Here is a 17448-nt window from a genome sequence, read left to right as displayed (position 1 = left end):
AGGTTTGACCATGGTCCAACAGCAACCCGCATCCACGCCTGCGCCCCCAACTCCGCCGGCCGCCCCGCAGGTACCAATCGGCGTCACGACGGGCCTCGACGCGGCTCCGCTCAGCCTCAAGCCGCTCACGGCGGCCGACGTGGACGCGCTCAAGGCGAAGCGCAGCGAGCTGTCCCGACAGCTTTCTTCCGTACAGGGTCGACGGGATCAGGCGGCGAAGGAGCTTGCACGTACCACCGGACCCGGCGCCAAGGGGCTTGAGCAGCGCTTGGCGGTACAGGACGAGCGGATTATCCAGTTGGAGCGGGACATAGCTGCGAACGGACGCGAGTTGGCGCGAGTGCCCGGCGAGCTGGCGAACGAAGAAGCCGCCGTACAGCGGTACGGCCCGTTCAGCTCAGGGCAGCTTACGGCGATCTCGATCGTGTCGATCGTGCTGGTGTGGGGCCCGCTGGCATGGGCCGCAGCACGCATCATGTTCAAGCGGGCGGGTCAGCCAAAGCCAAGTCCGCAATTGCTGGAGGGCACGGCGCGTTTGGAGCGGATCGAGCAAGCGGTGGATGCCATGTCGATCGAAATCGAGCGCATTTCCGAAGGTCAGCGCTTCGTGACCCAGCTGATGTCGAGCAAGGCGCCGGCACCGGCGCTGGTCGAACGCACGGAATCGCCGGCGTAAGGCCACTCGCAGGTGTGCTTACGCCGGCATGTCGTCGGCGCTGCGGTCGGCGAGCATGGTGGGATTGGTCACCACCGATGTCACCGAGCGCGGACGCTCCATGCCACGCAACCGCTCGTAGTTGAGCCGGAAGAGCTTCACCGCCGCCGGCACGTCGTGTTCGCTGCGCATGCGGAAGCTGATCCATCCCGAGTGAGGCTGCGTGCGATGGGGTTCGGCGCGGCCGGCAGCCACGAGGTCGCGACGGAGCCGCACCGGCATGAGCAGATCGGCCACACCGCCGACGTGTACGTGTCCGATTTCCCGACGGTCCACGCGAAACTCGACGCCGCCGAACCGATACGGCAGCACTTCTACGCCGTCCCAGTGCTTGACGATTCCGGCGACCAGTGCGCCGAGGTCGATGGTGCCCATGTGCATCACCAAGGCGAGACGTGAACCGAATGGAGTGATGCCTGAGCATGCACCCCTTTTTCGCGAAAGGCGAGCAATCGGCACGGTCTGGGTTTGCGGAGACGAATCGTGTCGCGGCCCGGAAGCGCACAACGTATCGTCTGTCATGGCCCCGATGAACTCTGTTCCTGATGCAACGATCGATCCTCGCTGGCGGGCGGTGGTCGAGCGCGATCGCCAGTGGGACGGCAGCTTCGTCTTTGCGGTGACGTCGACCAAGATCTTCTGCCGTCCGTCCTGCCCCTCGCGTCGTCCTCGCGAGGACCGCGTGCGATTCTACGCGAGCGGCCACGACGCCCGCGCCGCCGGCTACCGGGCCTGCAAGCGCTGCGTGCCGGAGTCCGCGTCGGCGTTGGGCGCCAATGCGATGCACACGCCGCTGGTCGTGCGAGCGATCAGCCTCATGGAGGATGATACGATGACGGTCATGAAACTCGCCGACGCGCTCGACGTCAGTCGGGCCCATCTGCAGCGGGTCTTCACGCGTCTGGTGGGCTGCACGCCTGCCGAATGGCAACGCGCGCAACGCAGCGAACGGCTACGCGCCGCACTGCCGTCGAGCGAATCGGTGTCGAGCGCGGCCTTCGACGCGGGCTTCGACTCGCTGCCGAGCGCCTACACGGCGGCAGCGGCGCACCTTGGCATGTCTCCCGGATCGCTTCGCCGCGGCGCGGCCGGCGAGACCGTGTTCTACACCATCGTCCCGTGCGCGCTCGGCTTCGTCCTGGTGGCGATGACATCGCGTGGCGTGCATCGCGTCGTGCTGGGCGACGATCCCGCCGCGCTCGAGGCGACGTTGCGGGACGCGCTGCACGCCGCGGATCTGGTGCGTGATGATGCGGCCCTTGGCGACATCAGCGCGAGCGTGGTCGCCTTGGCAAGCGGCGCGGCATTGTCGCACGCCCTGCCGCTCGATGTCCGTGGTACGGCGTTTCAGCAACGCGTGTGGCGCGAGCTGCAGCGTATCCCGCGCGGCGAAACGATCACGTATGCCGAGCTCGCCGCGCGCATCGGCGCACCGAAGGCGGTACGCGCCGTCGGTACGGCCTGCGGTGCGAATCCGGTGGCAATGGTGGTGCCGTGTCATCGCGTCGTGCGCGCCGATGGCAGCCTGGGCGGCTACGCGTGGGGGTTGGAGCGGAAGGAGAGGTTGTTGCGGGAAGAGCAACTGCCAACAGCTTAGGGGGCAGGGCGGAGGGTGTCAGGGAGGAGGAAACAGGACAGCGGCGCCGTTTACCTGCTTTCTCCATCCTGATAACCTCCTCCCTGCCCCCTAAGCTGTTGGCCGTTCAACTAGATCAAACCGGGAACAGCATCTCCCTGTATCGCGGCAGCGGCCAGTACTCGTCACCGATCGCCAGTTCGATCGCGTCGGCCGCGTCGCGCACTTCGCCCATCGTGTCGCAGCCGGTGGTCGTGAGATAGCCGGCCTGACCGCCGAGGTCGTCGTGCATGTGCTCGGCCTTGGTGATCACCTTGGCGAGCTCGGCGCGCTTCTTCTGCAGCGTGGTCACCAGCTTCGACACCGAGTTCGCAGCGTCGACGATCGGCTGCATGTTGATACCGGCGACAGCACCCTGACCCGCCGACGTCGCCAGCGTGCCGAGATACGCGTACGCCGCCGGGAGCACCTGCGTGTCGATCATCTGCTGGATCGTGTGCAGCTCGATCAGGATGTCCTTCACGTAGCGCTCGAGACGCACATGGTAGCGGCTCTCGAGTTCGACTTCGGTGAGAATGTGCGTGTTCTTGAACAGCGCGACGGCGGTGTCGGTGCGCAGCTGGGCCAACGCTTCCGGCGTGCGACGCAGGTTGAGCAGACCACGCTTTTTGGCCTCGACCACCCATTCGTCGGAGTAGTTGTTGCCTTCGAAGCGCACGGCGGCCGATTCCTTGAACGCCTTGGCGGCCACTCTGAGCGCGGCGTCATCGGTGCTCTTGCCCGTCTTGATCTCAGCCTTGAGCTGCTCGATGATCTCGCCCAGCGCTTCGGCCACGGCGGCCTGCAGCAGCATGACGGGGAAAGCGATGCTCTGCGACGCGCCCACCGCGCGGAACTCGAACTTCGCTCCGGTGAATGCGAACGGCGACGTACGGTTACGGTCGGTGTTGTCCTGTTCGACGTCCGGCAGCTTCGCCACGCCGAGCTTCAGCATGGCCTGCTCGGCGTTCTTGGGCGACGTCTTGCCAGCGGCGATGTCTTCGACGACCTGCGTGAGGCCCGTGCCGAGGAAGGCCGAGATGATCGCGGGCGGCGCTTCGTTGGCGCCGAGACGATGTTCGTTGCCGCTGACGGCGATACCGGCACGCAGCAGACCGGCATGCTTGTGCACGCCCTTGAGCACCGCCGCCAGGAACACCAGGAAACGGATGTTCTGGTGCGGCGTCTTGCCCGGCTTGAGCAGGTTGGTGCCGTCGAGCTGGTTGTCGGACGTGATCGAGAGCGACCAGTTGCAGTGCTTGCCCGAGCCGTTGATGCCGGCGAACGGCTTCTCATGCACGATGGCCTGCAGCCCGTGACGCAGCGCGATCTTGCGCAGCACGCTCATCACGAGATGGTTGTGATCGACGGCGATGTCGGTGTCTTCGAAGATCGGCGCCATCTCGAACTGCGACGGCGCGACTTCGTTGTGCCGCGTGACGATCGGCACGCCGAGCTTGTAGAGCTCATGTTCGACTTCGCTGATGCACGCCTGTACACGCTCGGGGATGCCACCGAAGTAGTGGTCCTCGAGCTGCTGTCCACGCGGCGGCGGCGCACCCACGAGCGAGCGCGCGGCCATGACGAGGTCGGGGCGCAGCGCGAAGTGCGAGCGGTCGATGATGAAGAATTCCTGTTCGACGCCGAGCGTGGTGTTCACGCGCAGCACCCCGCTGTCGCCGATGAGTTCGAGCAGTTCCATTGCGCGATGTGACAGCACGTCGGAGCTGCGCAGCAGCGGCGTCATCTCGTCGAGCGCTTCACCGTTGTAGCCGATGAAGACCGACGGGATGCAGAGATACTTGACGCCACCGGTCTCGCTGATGAACACGGGCGACGCCGGATTCCACGCGGTGTAGCCGCGGGCCTCCCACGTCGCGCGCAACCCACCCGACGGGAAGCTCGACGCATCGGGCTCCGACTGAATGAGCTGCTCACCGGTGAACGTCTCGATGGGGAGCTTGTTCTCGTCGAAGTTCAGGAAGGCGTCATGCTTCTCGGCGGTGAGGCCGGTCTGCGGCTGGAACCAGTGCGTGAAGTGCGTGACGCCGCGCGACATCGCCCATTCCTTGATGACCTGCGCGACGACCGGCGCGATCTCGGAGTCGAGCTTTTTGCCGAGGCGGATGGACGCCGCGAGCTTCTTGTAGACGTCCTTGGGCATCTTGGCGCGCATCTGGCGCAGCCCGAAGGTGTTCATGCCGAACCACGCGCTGGTCGGCTGCAGAATGCCGTTCTCTTCCGGGCGGACGGTAATACGAACCGGGCGCTGCGTGACTTCGCGCATGGCAGCGACGCGCGAGCCGTTCATGGAGGACATGGCGATGTGTTTTTGGATGTGGTAGGCGGCGTGCCCGACGTTGTCGGTCCGGCTGCACCGCGATTCGTGCATAAGTTGCAGAAATATGTCAGAATCCGGCACGAAGTCCAACGTCACGGCGCCGGTTCGTTCCATGGGCTTTGCATAACGTGCGAGATTTACGGTACAGTTCGGTATTTTGGTGCATTGAAACGAACATACACCGAACAAAAGCCCCCTCTCCGTACTCTGCGCCCCCTGCCCCTCCGCGTGATCTGTTCTCGTACGGCCCGACGCGGGGGACCTGATCACGCGGAGGCGCAGAGGGCGCAGAGAACGCAGAGGGGTTTGGCGGTGCGATGGCTCCCGGGGTACACTGGGAAATGCGAACTGCTTTTGTTTTTGAACGGGCGCGGCTGGGGGCTGTGATGGCGGCGGTTGTGATGGCCGCCTGCAGTGGCGACGACGCCCCAAAGGTCGATTCGGCGGCCAGCACGCCCGTCGTCGCGGTCATGCCGCGGCCGCTGACCCCCAGTGATTCGGCCTGCCCGCGCGACGGCACGTGGAAGCGGTGCGCACTCGAAGATCGCGTCGCGAAGTCCGGGCTGGCGTTCAAGCCGGCCGGCGATTCCATGAAGGTCGCGTATCTGAGCGTGCCGGGAGTGCGCTACAAGATCGGGCTGACGGCCTCGATGGTTGCCTTCTTTTACGCGGATACGCTGGCGGCGGCGAAGGACGTCACCGCGCTGGACCGTTTCCGACTCACGCCGCGGGGCGACACTATCGGTGCGTGGAAGTCGGTGCCGAGCGATGTGATCTGGTCGGGGAATCTGGTGGCGGTGCTCTTCGACGCCTCGGCGACGCAGATCGAGCGCATCCGCCTGACGATTACGGCGGGCGCTCCGCAGCCCTTGAGTGAGGCGGCGAAGGCGGCGAAAGCCGCGGCCGATACGACAGTGCAAAAACTGCCGCCGATGCCGGCGCGCTAGGGCGCCTCGGGTTCCCGCGATGCGGGCTGCCGCGATGCGGGCTGCCGCGATGCGGGCTGCCGTCGGGCATCAGCGCGCCAGTCGGTAACCAGTCGAACGAATGCCGTCGCCCCATACGTGATGGCGATGCGCTGTAACACGAACGAACGGCTGGAGACGGCCGACTGCCGCTCTGGGCGCCAACTCAGCGACGTCACGGTGCCGACCACGGCGCCCGTGAGAAACGGCAGGTTCGGGCGCATGTCGCCGCCGTCGGTGCGCAACGTGCCGGTTCGCACGATCGCGCAGCCCGCCCGGGTGAGGGTCTCGCGGGCCAGCGATACCGGCCGAGTGATGCAAGCGGAGTGGTCGTCGACCCACGGCACGGCGCGATCGACGACGTGCCTGACCGTCGTCTTGACCGCGAGGAACCCGAGCTGGTCACCAAGGCGGGAGCCGTAGCCGCCCCAGGTCCGCGGCCAGGCTTTGGGCGTGCCCAGTGTTTGTGACCACCCCGCGGACAGGAACGGCGTGACGAGCAGCATGGGGCTCGGCTTCCGCGACACCGACTCGCGCTCGACGGCGGTGGTGTCCTGGGCGTCGAGGCGCCCGGCGGCGGATATCGCGAGGATCAGCAGTGCTGCGCGGGTGCGGGCCGGTGAGCTGGGCATGCGGTGGGATTGAACGGAAACGAGCGGTTCAAGCAGGGCACCGCCTGCGGCGGCGCCGATACGAATTGATAGAAACTGATAGGAACAGATCAAATGCAAGAACGGGGCAATGCAAATGGCCGCCAAATCGGGGGTTTGGCGGCCATCTACAAAATACTGTCTTATAAAGCCGCTATCGAGACACTATAGCGTCATGTCTGGCTATCTGCGTCCAGCTGCAGCCGGAGCGGGTGCTTGTGCATCGAGGGCGGCGCCGAGTGCTTCGGCCGTCCAGCTAATGGCGTTGGTATAGAAGTCGCCGACCTTGGCCGGGTCGATGCCCATCTCCTTGGCGATTTCCGACGCGTTCTCGAACAACCCAAGCTCGTAGGATTCGGCGAAATTGATCGCGTCAGCGTACGGACCAGTGCGGTCGAGCAGGGCCTCGTTCGCCTCGTCGCTGAGCACGACGCGCGAGAGAATCTCGGGAAGCGGCATGCGGAAGACGGCATCGAGCAGCGAGAAGAGGCCCACCAGAAACAGCGTGCCGCCGTCGCGTGAGCCGCCGACCAACTGCTCGAGCAGTCGCCCGCGCTCGACGGCCTGACGGACCAGTTCCTGATCGACGCCGTTTGAGGAACGGCGGGCGGCGGCTACGGCCACGGCCAGCCAGCGGAGGAACGCGGTGCGTCCGATCAGGCGCAGCGCCTGACCGATCGAACTCACGCCGCGCATGCCGATGGCGGCGGAATTCACGAGACGGAGGAGCTGGAACGTCAGCACCGGATCGGTCGAGATGACATCCTCGAGCTGGCGGTCGTTGATCTTCTGGTCCCGCGCCATGCCCATGAGTCGCATCGCAGCAACCGTGGACTGTGGCATGTTGGCCGACGGCAGTGGTTCGGGGCGGCTGAAGAACGTGCCCTGAAACGCGTCGAAACCTAGGCCCAGCACCACCTCATACTGCGCGAGTTCGTCGATCTGCGTGGCAATGAGCTTGGGCGCGTGCTTGCCGAAGCCCTGCGTGATACGATCGCAGATCTTCCCGATCGTGACCGCGCTTTCGCTGCGAATATCGACGCAAACCCAGGTGACGTAGGGGACCAATGCCTCTGACGGGCCGGCGATCTCGCCGACGTCATCGAGGGCGAGCAACCCGCCGTGTGCCCGGTAGCGGGCGACCGCCTCGGTCACCGCTTCGTCGGCTTCAAGATCGCGCGGAAGCATGACGATCGCGGAGCCCGGTTCGGCGACGTGAAACGCATCCTCGAGCAGCTGCGTACGCGTGCACGACACGAAGGCCGGCATGCGATTGCGCACGAGGTCGAAGGTGCCGCTCAGGAAGCTCTCGACGAAGCCGTTTTCCCCGGTTTCCGTCTCCTTAAAACGGATTTCGTACCCGAGCAGGGCGCCGGTCGTACCGAAGATGGGCTGGCGAACGAGGCAGAAGTCGGACATTTGGCTGGGAAGAACGCGGTACAGGGGTGGCGCAGACGGCGTCGTCGTAGCGACTCTAAGACGATTCAACTGCTCGCGAGGTACTCTTTCGGGATTCGGTCCCAGCGTCCCTCGTCATCTACCTTCGGTCAGACATGAGTATTACCACACTCGACGGAAGCCTTCACCGCGGATGCGGTGGCCGGTACGCGCTGCAGACGGAAACGGTAACCATGCGCATCAGCGGCATGGCGGCCGAGGTCGCGCGTGAGTTCTATCGCTGTGAGAAGTGCGGACACGAGAACCGGACGATCGACCAGCGCGATGTGGCGGAGAAGTCGGCGACCGAGCAGATCCGGGTGGCCCACGATCTCCTGGCGCCGAAAGCGATCCGGCAGCTGCGCGAATCCTTGGGGCTCACGATCCCGCAGTTTGCGGAGCTGTGCTACGGCACGCCGAAGGGGATCGTGGAAGGCTGGGAGAAGGGGAAGTATCTGCAGAATCGCGACGCCGATGCCTTGATCCGTGGCCTGCTCGATCGGGAGACGCTGGAGAAGCGCGCGGCGAAGGCGGGCGTGACGTTGCCGGTGATCGTCGACCCGGCCGCCGCTGCCGCCGCCGCTGACGCCGCGCTGGCCCCGACGGCCTGAGCCCGAGGACTCCCCCATCGCGCTCATCGTCACCCACGAGCTGACGCGTCGCTTCCGCGACGTGACGGCGCTCGATGGTCTCACCGTGTCCATCGAGCCGGGCATTACCGGATTGGTGGGATCGAACGGGGCCGGGAAGAGCACGCTGGTGAAGATTCTGCTTGGTCTGCTCGAGCCGTCGAGTGGGTCGGCGAATGTGATGGGACATGACGTCGTGCGCGAGAACCGCGCGATCCGCTCGCTCGTGGGATACATGCCCGAGCACGACTGCCTGCCACCGGAAATGACGGCCGCCGAGTTCGTGTCGTTTATGGCCCGCTGTTCGGGATTGCCTGCCACCGCGGCGCGTGAACGGGCGGCCGAAGTACTGCGCCATGTTGGTCTGTTCGAAGAGCGGTACCGGCCCATTCGCGGCTACTCGACGGGTATGGCGCAGCGCGTGAAGCTGGCGCAGGCCCTGGTGCACGATCCGCGCATTCTGGTGCTGGATGAACCGACGAATGGCCTCGATCCTGCCGGACGCGACGAGATGCTGGCGCTGATTCAGCGCACGGGACGCGAGTTCGGGATTTCGGTGCTGGTGTCGTCGCACCTGTTGGGTGAACTCGAGCGCGTCTGCGAGCATGTCGTCCTGATCGACGCTGGACGGCTGGTGCGCGCGGAACGCCTGGGTGCGCTCACGGGCGAGACGGGCACGTTGCTGGTGGAAGTCGACGGCGACGTGGACGCGTTCTGTGCCGCGTTGGTGGTGCAGGGGCTGGTGGTGCAGCGCGATCTGATGCGCGCGCTGGTGGAGCTACCGAACGGCGATGATGCGGAGAGTGTGGCGCGGGTGTTCGCCACGCACGACATCGTGCGCGATGTCGCGGTGGCGACCGGCGTGGGACTGCTGCGCATCGAACGCCGTCGCGGACATCTCGAAGACCTGTTCGCGGGAGCGAACACGTGAAGAACCTCACGAACGACACCACGATCCATGACCTCGGCTATCGACGCTACGAGGGCGCGCGTGAGGGTGTACGCGGGGCGTGGCGCGCGCTGTTCGCGCAGGGCTTCCGCGCCATGTTCGGATTCGGACGTCCACTCAAGTCAAAAGCGGTGCCGGCGTTCGTGCTGGCGGCCACGATGCTGCCCTGTCTCGCTACGCTGGCTGCGTCGTCGGCCACCAAGGGGCAGCTGCCGATCATGTACGGCGGCCTGATTCAGGCGCAGCTCATTCTGTTCGTGCTGTTCGCGGCGGCTCAGGCGCCGGAAGTTATGAGTCACGATCAGCAGCATCGCGTGCTGCCGCTGATCCTCACGCGCGACGTCACGCGCGACGTCTATGCCAGTGCACGGATTGCGGCGGTGTTGTGTGCGTTGCTGGTCGTCTGCGCCGCGCCATTGCTGTTGCTGTACATCGGCGAGATCGGTATCGCGGCCGATCCCGCGACGGCGTTCACCAAGATGGGCACGAAGGCCGGCCCGGTGCTGATGCAGGCCACACTCACCGCGTGGGTGATCGGTGCCATCGGCGGCGCGATGGCTGCGATGACGGCACGCCGCGCGTATGCCACGGTGTCGGTGATCGGTGTCTTTCTGGTGGCGGCGGCGGTGTCCATCGGGCTCGACGATCTGGCCGGTATCTCGGCCGACGTCTCGGGGTTCATCGATCCGCTGCGTTCGTTGCACAAGATGGCGTTGATCTTGTTCGGCGAGAAGAATCGCGCGATGGAGCTGGCGGCACCGCCACCGCTGTGGATGTTCGCCGTGCTGGCGCTGTCGCTCGGCGCGGCCGGTGTGATCGCCACGTTCTGGCGCGTGCGCCGAGTGCGCGTATGAGTGGATCGTCAAGCGTAGCGTCAAGCGCATCGCCAATCGCATCGCAGATTCCGCTGGCATTCGATCACGTCTCGCACTGGTACGGCGACGTGGTGGCGGTGAATGACGTGACCTGTTCCATCGAGGCGGGCATTACCGGATTGCTGGGTCCGAACGGCGCCGGCAAGAGCACGATGCTGCAGATGGCAGCGGGTCTACTGGCGCCCTCCAGCGGTACGGTGCGCGTGTATGGCGAGTCACCGCTCGAACGTCCGTCGATCTTTCGTCACGTGGCGTTGGTGCCGGAACGTGAGGCGCTGCCCGCCATGTTGTCGGCACGCGCCTTCGTGGAAGCGCGGGCCGTGTTGCTGGGTTTGCGCGATCCGAAGCTGGCCGCGCTGCGCGCGCTGACCACGGTCGAGATGGATACCGTGGCGGATCGCAAAGTCGGCGGGTTCAGCAAAGGCATGCGGCAGCGCACCAAGCTGGCGGCGGCGCTCGTGCATGAGCCCACGCTGCTGTTGCTCGACGAGCCGTTCAACGGGCTCGATCCACGTCAGCGCATGCACATGATGCGACTGCTGGAAGACCGTGCGCGTGAGGGTACCGCCGTCTTGCTCAGCTCGCACATTCTCGAAGAGATCGAAGGGGTGGCATCGCGCATTCTGGTGATGTTGTCCGGGCGACTCGCGGCGAGTGGCGATCATCGCACGCTGCGGCGCATGATGACCGATCGGCCACACACCGTCCGCATTCGCTCCACTAACGATCGCACGCTCGCCTCGGTGCTGCTGTCATCGCCCACGGTCATGGGTGTCGATATCGAGGCCGGTGCGCTGATGGTGCGCACGGTCGACTACACCGGCTTTGCGCATCACATCGGTGCCGTCGCACAGGGCGCGTCGATCACGCTGCTCGAGGTGCAGCCAACCGACGAATCGCTGGAGCATGTGTTCGCCTACCTGGTGGCCCGATGAGCGTCGCATATGGTCGTATCTCCCCGTGGGCAACGGCCCGCGTGTTGGTGCAGCTGGCGTGGGCCCGCACCTTCTCGGTCACGCTGGTGGCTGGGGTGATCGGACTGCTGTTGCTACCGGTGCTCTTCGCGTTGGCCTTCGCCTCGCGCGGCAGTCTGAGTGGGGATCCGGTGGCGTTCCTGGTGCAGCGCTACGACACGCTGGTGTGTGGGTTGGCCATGCCGTTGATCGGCTTGTTGCTGGGCACCAGCGCGTTCAGCGCCGAAACGGATGACGGCACGCTGCTGTATCTCGTGACGACCACCACGCCGCGCTGGTGGATTGTCTGCGTTCGCGTGATGTATGCCGCCATCGTGACGGGGCTGTTGTCAGCGTTCGCAGTGTGGAGTACGGGTGCCATCGCTGCCGACGGCAGCGACCCCGAGCACGTCACCTCGGCGTTCACGGTGGCCGTGTTGTTCGGGGGCGTGACGTACGCGGCGTTGTTCACGGCGCTCGCGCTACTGACACGCCGGGCACTGGTGGCGGGACTGGTATACGTGCTGTTCTGGGAAGGCGCGCTGAGTCGGACGTTCCCTGCGCTCAACTATCTCAGTGTGCGGCAGTGGACGCTGTCGGTCGCAGCGTCACTGACTGAATCATCCGAGCAGGCGTTGCAGACCGGTCCATCGCTGGCCGCGTCGTTGATTGGCGCCGTGCTGCTGGTGGTGCTCTCGGTGTATGTCGGTGGTCGGCGATTGCAACGACCGCGCATTACACGATAACGGCGAAGTAAGGGGTAGGGAGTATGGGGTAGGGAGTACCCCGTACTCCTCACTCCGTACGCCTTACTTCGCTTTTAGTGCAGCCTGCAGCTCCAGATCCGGGATCGCTTTCCGCAGCACATTGTCGATCTGTGTGAGCCGTGCGGCCGGCGAACGCTCGGCCAGCAAGCGATACCGGCTCTCGAGGTCGAGGTCGATCATCGCGCCAACGCTCCACGCCACCTGCGCGGCGTCGTCGGGGAGATCGGGCAGCGGGTCGGTATCGTCGTTCAGCGTGCGCACGGCCCGCACGACGCGCTTGAAGTTGGCGATCACTTCGTCGGCGGCGACCGCCAGCGCTACGGGTGACGCACCGGATTCATCGAGCACGAAGGTGCCGGTGGCGACGTGATATGGCGCATCGTGTTCGACGAATGCGGTGAGTGCGAACCGTTCGCGGCCGGTCACGATGATGTTGGCGCGACCGTCCGGCATCACTTCCACGTCGGTCACTTCGGCCACGCAGCCCATGCGTCCCGCGGGTAAGTCGCGTTCCGCGACTCCCGGTATGGCCGGGATGATGCCGAAGCGACCGTTGCCCTCGCGCACATCGGCCAGCATCTGCCGATAGCGCGGTTCGAAGAGGTGCAGCGGCAGCATCGTGCCGGGGAAGAGCACGACACCCAGCGGGAAGATGGGAAGCAGTAGGTCGGTCACGCCTGAAATATCTAGCGAAAGCTCGTCATGCGCTCGACGGCGTGACGGTGCGAGCGAAATCCGTCGTCGGCGCCGCGTCCAAGGGCGACCATCGCGGTCATCGTGGCGCCGGCCGGGATGTCGAGAATGGCCTTCACGCGGTCGGCCTGGAAGCCGAGCATCGGCGAGGTGTCGAAGCCTTCCGACTTGGCGATGAGGAGCAGGTAGCCGAGGGCGATGTTGGCCTGTCCGTTGCCCCAGATGGCACGGGCTTCCGGCGTCATGCCGCCGAAGTTCTTCTCGAGCATCGCAATGGTGCTGGCGCGCTTGTCGGGCGCGAGGTCGGGGTGCACGACATCGCCCAAGTGGGCCATGGTGTCTTCCATGTCCGAGTACATCGCGATCACGACGGGGGCTTCGCCGACCTGCTTCTGCCCGTAGGCGGCTTCCTTGAGCGCGTTCTTGACCTCCTGATCGCGCACGACGACAAACCGCCACGGCTGGAGGTTGAACGCGGACGGCGCACGTCCGGTGAGTTCGAGCAGTGCGTGGATCTCGTCGTCGGAGACGGGGACGTCGAGATACGAGCGCACCGAATGACGCGTCATCGCCGCATCGGCGGCCGAGAGTCGTTCGGTGGGACTGGCGTGCTCTGCGGTCAGGAGAGCAGCAGCAGTAGCTTCGGAAGTAAGCATCTCAGTAAATCCTTGTTGGTGTGACGTATGTCGTTATAACAAACGTTGACGCGAAAAAATCAGTTCCCGGGACAGTTCCGGCGAACACCCTGGAGCAGAAAGGCCAACTGCGCGCGCTCGCTGTCGGCGAGCCCATCGAATACGGACAACTCCGCCTGTTGCACCGCCGGCGCGGCACTCTCGAGCAATTCCTCGCCTTTCGCTGTCAGCTCCGTATGCATGATTCGGCGGTCCTTTTCGTCGCGCTTACGCGCCACTAACCCGGCACTATCGAGCCTGTCGAGCATTCTAGTGACATCCGGGCCCGGCGCTGCGAGATGCTTCCCGAGCTCGCTGCAGCCGGCTCCGCTCTTCCCGTGGCGCTGGATGACCTGGAGCAGCTCGAACTGCGCCGTGGTGATGCCGAACGGCTCGAGCGCCCACGCTAGTGCTCGCTCCACGTGCGCGGCGGCGGTACGCAGCACGTGCACCGTATGCGCCGGGCTAGACGAGACGACGTCGTTGGGGGCCAATTCAACCGCAGCGGGAAAGTTCATGTAGGTATGTTACCTGTTTGAACAATGATTGTCAAGCCAACACCTTCGGCATGGCTGAGAACTGGTTGCTACCACTGTGGGGGCGAGGTCGATACATTGCCGTGCTGTCTGTAAAGTGCGGGTACGGCGCCGTCGCCAAGTGGTAAGGCAGGAGACTGCAAATCTCCCACCGTCGGTTCGATTCCGACCGGCGCCTCTGTGAACTGCAGTCCTGAGTGCTGCGACCTGAGTTGTGAGTATGTGGAAGCGGGCGACTCCCTATGGGAGCCGCCCGCTTTTCATTATCCGCTACCAGGGAGCGTTACCGGGGGCGACTACTCCCAGTAGGCGGTGAAGTCGTAGTACGAGGCGCCCGACCGGGAATCGTTGATCCGGATGATGGCGGTGTAGCCGTTCCACGAACTCGGTTGCTGAATCACGGCGATACTGCCGCGGCCAGCACGCTGATCGATACGCAGGTTGACATTCCGGTTTGGCAAGCCACCGCCGCGGATGTTCGAGTTCACGTCGCTGACGCGGACGCCGCTGCGGGTGATGGCGTCCACCCGACGGCCGGAAATCTGGATCTCCACGACATCGTCCACGCGTCCACTCCAGTTCAACGAGCCGGCACCGCCGTTCTGGTTGCTGCCGTTGTTGCCACCGCGACCGTCGTAGCCACCATCGCGGTCGTTGCGATCGTCACGGTTGGGGTTGTTGTCGCGGCCGTTGCCCCGTCCGTTGCCCGGGAACGACTCGCCGTCACGACGGCCGCCGCGTCCCCAGCCGCCGCCGTTGCCCTTGTCCTTGTTGCCCCTATCGCCGCGGTCGTCATCGCGGCGATCGTAGACGTCGTCGCGACCATTCCGGCCGTCGCGGTCGTCGTAGCCACGGTCATCGACGTACGCCGTGATGCGATAATTGTCGGCGCCGGCACGCGGGTCGCGCACGCGCAGCACGGCCTGATACCCGTTGCGGGCCGACGGCTGCTCGATCACATCGACATCGCCGCGCCCGTCGTTGAGCTGCACGACGACGTTCGCATTGGTGCGGGGAAGCGCGGCATTCACCCGCGTGCGGCTGGGAAGGGCGGCGTCGAAGCCGCGCGTGCTCACGTCGCGTCCTCGTACAACGATCAACACTTCGCGATCGACGCGGCCCGTCCAGGTGAAGAGTGCGCGATCGGCGCGGCCGCGATCCACGCGATCGGGCGGCGTGGCGCCGGCTTGCGATGCAGCGACGAAGAGCCCGGCGATCACCGGCACGGTGATGACAGAGCGGCGGACCCGAGATGAAGTCGAACGATGCAGCGTCATGGGCTCCTCCAGAGAGCAATAGTCACTGCCGTATAGGGCATCAGGAGTGCCACGCGACACCACCGCTGGACTGTTCACGCGCTGACACCGCCCGCGGGAGGCAAGTGCTTACCACGGCACATGTTCGCTCATCTCAGGCGTCGCCGACACGTCCGGATCCGCGGTTGATGCTGTACGGGGACTGTCCCAAAACGCGGACAATCCCCTGAGCAGCGACAGGACGATACAGGCGGTGCCGGAGCGTGCTACGCGCTCGCAGTCGGTATGCGAAATACCGCTCGTCCGATGCGCCGCACCCAACTCGGACGCGGTGCCTGCTGCACGTCATGGCTCAGGAAGAACTCCTCGGGCCGATAGGCATGCATCGCCTGTTGGGCGCTCGCCAGCACAACTCGCACCTGCTCTTCCGACAGCGGCTCGAACGGCTTGAACTGAAACGGATGTCGCCGCGCATCCTCGGCGAAGGCATGCATGGCTGGCCATTCGCGCGAGAGCTTGGGCATGAGCTCGAGTACGCTGGCCAGGAGTTGTTTGGGGCTGGGCTGTTCGCCGAAGGAGTAAGCGAGATACCGATCCTGCGCCAAGCGCCAGAACGCGTCGGTCGCTTCGTTGATGCTGACCGCGTCATACTCGAGCGCCGTGCACATCAATCCCCAGAGGACGTGCTGCTCGCGGCCGGTCATGTTGCGCGTGGGCGACTCGGGGGCTTTGTGCCAGTGCCGCAGATAGCCGCCGTCGAGGACATAGCCGGTGGGAAAGCCGTTTCGCCACATGCGGAGATTGAACTCCGTCCACTCGCCCCAGAAGAGACGACGCGGGTTGAAGCCGCCGATTTCCGCGAAGAGACGACGATACCCGGCGACCAGCATGCCCTGCACAGGCATGTAGCGCACCCCGTTCACTTCGACGGACGGTGTGGAATCACGAGGCTTGAAGCGGGTGTCCGTGTCTTCTTCATACGACGGCAATCCCACGATGCCGAGCGGAGTGGAGCGAAGCGTGTCTTCGATGGTGCCGATGATGTCGCCGTGCACCGTGAGATCGTCGTCGATGAAGGCGACGAGGGGTGTACGGCACACCGACAGCTGCATGCGACGACCGCTGCCGATCGACGGTTCGTTGGAATTCACGTAGACGCGGATCGGCAACGAGGGCGCCATGGCGCGAATGCGTTGCTCGATCGCGAGCGGCTCCTCGTCGGTAGCCGCGTTGAAGATCACGACCACGTCGACGCGTTCGGCCGATGGCATGGCGGCGAGTGATTGCAACAGCCGCGCGATGTACTCGACGCGCGATGGGATGGTGAGCATCGTAAAGGTCCAACGCGGCGCAGTAACGCTGACCGGAGCGCGGCGGGAGGCGGGAACCGCCGTGCGCTTCACCGGACCAACACCTGTAATCGATTCAGCATTTCCAACCATCCTCCTGGTCCTTCCGTGTCCAGCACCACTGCGTGTGGTATGGCAGTCAGGGCGGGATGCGGACCACGTCCGGGGTTGCGGATGACGAAGGCGAGGTCAGCCTTCTCCAGCAACGAAACGTCGTTCTCTTCGTTGCCGATCGTGACGACGATTGGTGATACACCGCACGAGATCTCGAAGTGCCGAAGCAGCGAGAGCGCTGTTCCTTTGCCCTTCGTATCGGCGAGTGTGAGCCACCGCCCGCCACGGCGCAGCTGTAGCCCTCGGGCCGCAGCGATGGTGAGAATGATCTGTCGTTCGTCCCCGGAAAGACGCGACGGATCGAGCAGCAGCGAGTGATGACGTGCATATAGCGCGCGTCGAATCGCGCCGTTGGTACCAAAGCCGAGCGCTGACAATGACTTACGGTCGAGCTGTGACGCGTCGGCCCGTTGCACGGCGTCCATCTCCTGCATGGCCGTGCGCAACGCCGACGCGTGCTGGGCTCGAGTCCAGATGCGCATGGTGCGCCGTCCGTAGGCGCGCACGTCGTCATGCGGCGGAAGCGCTGGGTGGAGATCCGTCGTGTCGTCGGCATCACGCGCGAGGACGGCGCCGTCTTCCGCAATGCAGGGTCCTTGCACGCCGAGGGCTCGCTGCAACACCAAAAGCTCATCAAGCGTGCGACTCGACGCAAAGGCCACGCGGCATCCGGCCATGCGCGAGCCGAGCCTTTGTATCTCATGCCGCCACACATCCGCGCGAAAGGGCAACTGCGCGTCGTGATCGAGCAGTGTGCCATCGATATCGGTGGCGATAAGCAACGCACGGTCGCGTGCGAGTCTCATGCGCCTACCCAAACGCTCGCCGCGGCCGTGTACACGGGGGTGCTCATGCTCGCATGTTCATTCATGTTGGTGTACTCATCCATACCCAGTGGCGCGCATGAAGTGCGCCATTTCCGGGAATCTC

18 protein-coding genes and 1 tRNA gene are annotated in these 17448 nt (G+C 65.0%); 9 read left to right on the top strand and 10 right to left on the bottom strand.

Annotated features, from left to right (window positions below; translation table 11 throughout):
* The first annotated feature begins 10 nt into the window (after window positions 1-10).
* Window positions 11-676 carry a hypothetical protein gene (locus HKW67_RS14370; RefSeq protein ID WP_171226039.1) on the top strand — a complete coding sequence of 222 codons (666 nt, stop codon included), beginning with the start codon at window positions 11-13 and terminating at the stop codon, window positions 674-676.
* Between the two features lie 18 nt (window positions 677-694).
* Here HKW67_RS14370 and HKW67_RS14365 read toward each other — a convergent pair whose 3' ends face one another.
* The gene (locus HKW67_RS14365) at window positions 695-1090 is read right to left on the bottom strand and encodes a luciferase domain-containing protein (protein WP_171226038.1); all 396 of its coding nucleotides are present in this window, start codon (window positions 1088-1090) and stop codon (window positions 695-697) included.
* A gap of 145 nt (window positions 1091-1235) precedes the next feature.
* Here HKW67_RS14365 and ada point away from each other — a divergent pair, with 145 nt between their 5' ends.
* Window positions 1236-2312, top strand: a complete 1077-nt coding sequence (gene ada / locus HKW67_RS14360; protein ID WP_171226037.1) for a bifunctional DNA-binding transcriptional regulator/O6-methylguanine-DNA methyltransferase Ada — start codon at window positions 1236-1238, stop codon at window positions 2310-2312.
* A 115-nt stretch (window positions 2313-2427) separates the two neighbouring features.
* Here the strand turns inward: ada and HKW67_RS14355 are convergent, their stop codons facing one another.
* Window positions 2428-4641, bottom strand: a complete 2214-nt coding sequence (locus tag HKW67_RS14355) for a glutamine synthetase III family protein (RefSeq protein ID WP_230981028.1) — start codon at window positions 4639-4641, stop codon at window positions 2428-2430.
* A 416-nt stretch (window positions 4642-5057) separates the two neighbouring features.
* Here HKW67_RS14355 and HKW67_RS14350 point away from each other — a divergent pair, with 416 nt between their 5' ends.
* The gene (locus HKW67_RS14350; RefSeq protein WP_171226035.1) at window positions 5058-5618 is read left to right on the top strand and encodes a hypothetical protein; all 561 of its coding nucleotides are present in this window, start codon (window positions 5058-5060) and stop codon (window positions 5616-5618) included.
* Here the strand turns inward: HKW67_RS14350 and HKW67_RS14345 are convergent.
* Together HKW67_RS14345 and HKW67_RS14340 are read right to left on the bottom strand one after the other, a co-directional pair.
* Window positions 5615-6268: a hypothetical protein gene (locus tag HKW67_RS14345; RefSeq protein ID WP_171226034.1), complete on the bottom strand. Its 654-nt coding sequence runs from the start codon at window positions 6266-6268 to the stop codon at window positions 5615-5617. The two genes, HKW67_RS14350 and HKW67_RS14345, sit on opposite strands and share 4 nt — an antisense overlap.
* A gap of 201 nt (window positions 6269-6469) precedes the next feature.
* Window positions 6470-7705 carry an EAL and HDOD domain-containing protein gene (locus tag HKW67_RS14340; RefSeq protein ID WP_171226033.1) on the bottom strand — a complete coding sequence of 412 codons (1236 nt, stop codon included), beginning with the start codon at window positions 7703-7705 and terminating at the stop codon, window positions 6470-6472.
* Window positions 7706-7839: 134 nt separating this feature from the next.
* Between HKW67_RS14340 and HKW67_RS14335 the strand changes: the two genes are divergently transcribed.
* The 5 genes from HKW67_RS14335 to HKW67_RS14315 all read left to right on the top strand — a co-directional run bounded on the left by HKW67_RS14335 (window position 7840) and on the right by HKW67_RS14315 (window position 11875).
* A complete protein-coding gene (locus tag HKW67_RS14335; RefSeq protein ID WP_171226032.1) occupies window positions 7840-8334 on the top strand; it encodes a hypothetical protein in 495 nt (164 codons plus the stop codon).
* Window positions 8335-8395: 61 nt separating this feature from the next.
* Entirely contained in the window at window positions 8396-9283 is an 888-nt protein-coding gene (locus HKW67_RS14330) for an ABC transporter ATP-binding protein (protein ID WP_230981027.1), read from the top strand.
* Window positions 9280-10155 carry a hypothetical protein gene (locus HKW67_RS14325; RefSeq protein ID WP_171226031.1) on the top strand — a complete coding sequence of 292 codons (876 nt, stop codon included), beginning with the start codon at window positions 9280-9282 and terminating at the stop codon, window positions 10153-10155. Before HKW67_RS14330 ends, HKW67_RS14325 begins: the two co-directional genes overlap by 4 nt.
* Entirely contained in the window at window positions 10152-11111 is a 960-nt protein-coding gene (locus HKW67_RS14320; protein WP_171226030.1) for an ABC transporter ATP-binding protein, read from the top strand. Before HKW67_RS14325 ends, HKW67_RS14320 begins: the two co-directional genes overlap by 4 nt.
* Window positions 11108-11875, top strand: a complete 768-nt coding sequence (locus HKW67_RS14315; RefSeq protein WP_171226029.1) for an ABC transporter permease subunit — start codon at window positions 11108-11110, stop codon at window positions 11873-11875. The genes HKW67_RS14320 and HKW67_RS14315 overlap by 4 nt, the downstream gene beginning before the upstream one ends.
* Before the next feature lie 63 nt (window positions 11876-11938).
* On the opposite strand, the gene HKW67_RS14310 is transcribed toward HKW67_RS14315, so the two are convergent.
* From HKW67_RS14310 to HKW67_RS14300, 3 genes are read right to left on the bottom strand one after another with little or no spacing between them, the layout of a single operon-like run.
* On the bottom strand, window positions 11939-12571 hold the full coding sequence (locus HKW67_RS14310) for an LON peptidase substrate-binding domain-containing protein (RefSeq protein WP_171226028.1): 633 nt from the start codon (window positions 12569-12571) through the stop codon (window positions 11939-11941).
* Between the two features lie 11 nt (window positions 12572-12582).
* On the bottom strand, window positions 12583-13245 hold the full coding sequence (locus HKW67_RS14305; protein WP_171226027.1) for a nitroreductase family protein: 663 nt from the start codon (window positions 13243-13245) through the stop codon (window positions 12583-12585).
* Window positions 13246-13304: 59 nt separating this feature from the next.
* Window positions 13305-13781 carry a MarR family winged helix-turn-helix transcriptional regulator gene (locus HKW67_RS14300; protein ID WP_171226026.1) on the bottom strand — a complete coding sequence of 159 codons (477 nt, stop codon included), beginning with the start codon at window positions 13779-13781 and terminating at the stop codon, window positions 13305-13307.
* A gap of 125 nt (window positions 13782-13906) precedes the next feature.
* On the opposite strand from HKW67_RS14300, the gene HKW67_RS14295 reads away from it, so the two are divergent.
* Window positions 13907-13977, top strand: a tRNA-Cys gene (locus HKW67_RS14295).
* A gap of 118 nt (window positions 13978-14095) precedes the next feature.
* On the opposite strand, the gene HKW67_RS14290 is transcribed toward HKW67_RS14295, so the two are convergent.
* From HKW67_RS14290 to HKW67_RS14280, 3 genes are all read right to left on the bottom strand, one after another.
* On the bottom strand, window positions 14096-15076 hold the full coding sequence (locus HKW67_RS14290; RefSeq protein WP_171226025.1) for a hypothetical protein: 981 nt from the start codon (window positions 15074-15076) through the stop codon (window positions 14096-14098).
* Between the two features lie 245 nt (window positions 15077-15321).
* The gene (locus HKW67_RS14285) at window positions 15322-16386 is read right to left on the bottom strand and encodes a glycosyltransferase family 2 protein (RefSeq protein ID WP_171226024.1); all 1065 of its coding nucleotides are present in this window, start codon (window positions 16384-16386) and stop codon (window positions 15322-15324) included.
* 68 nt (window positions 16387-16454) lie between these two features.
* Window positions 16455-17324, bottom strand: coding sequence for an HAD hydrolase family protein (locus tag HKW67_RS14280; RefSeq protein ID WP_171226023.1), 870 nt, complete (start codon window positions 17322-17324; stop codon window positions 16455-16457).
* Between the last annotated feature and the right edge of the window lie 124 nt (window positions 17325-17448).

The sequence above is a fragment of the Gemmatimonas groenlandica genome, from assembly GCF_013004105.1.
Lineage (GTDB): Bacteria > Gemmatimonadota > Gemmatimonadetes > Gemmatimonadales > Gemmatimonadaceae > Gemmatimonas > Gemmatimonas groenlandica.
Note: the sequence above shows the minus strand (reverse complement) of the source record. Positions and strands in the feature narration are given on the sequence as shown.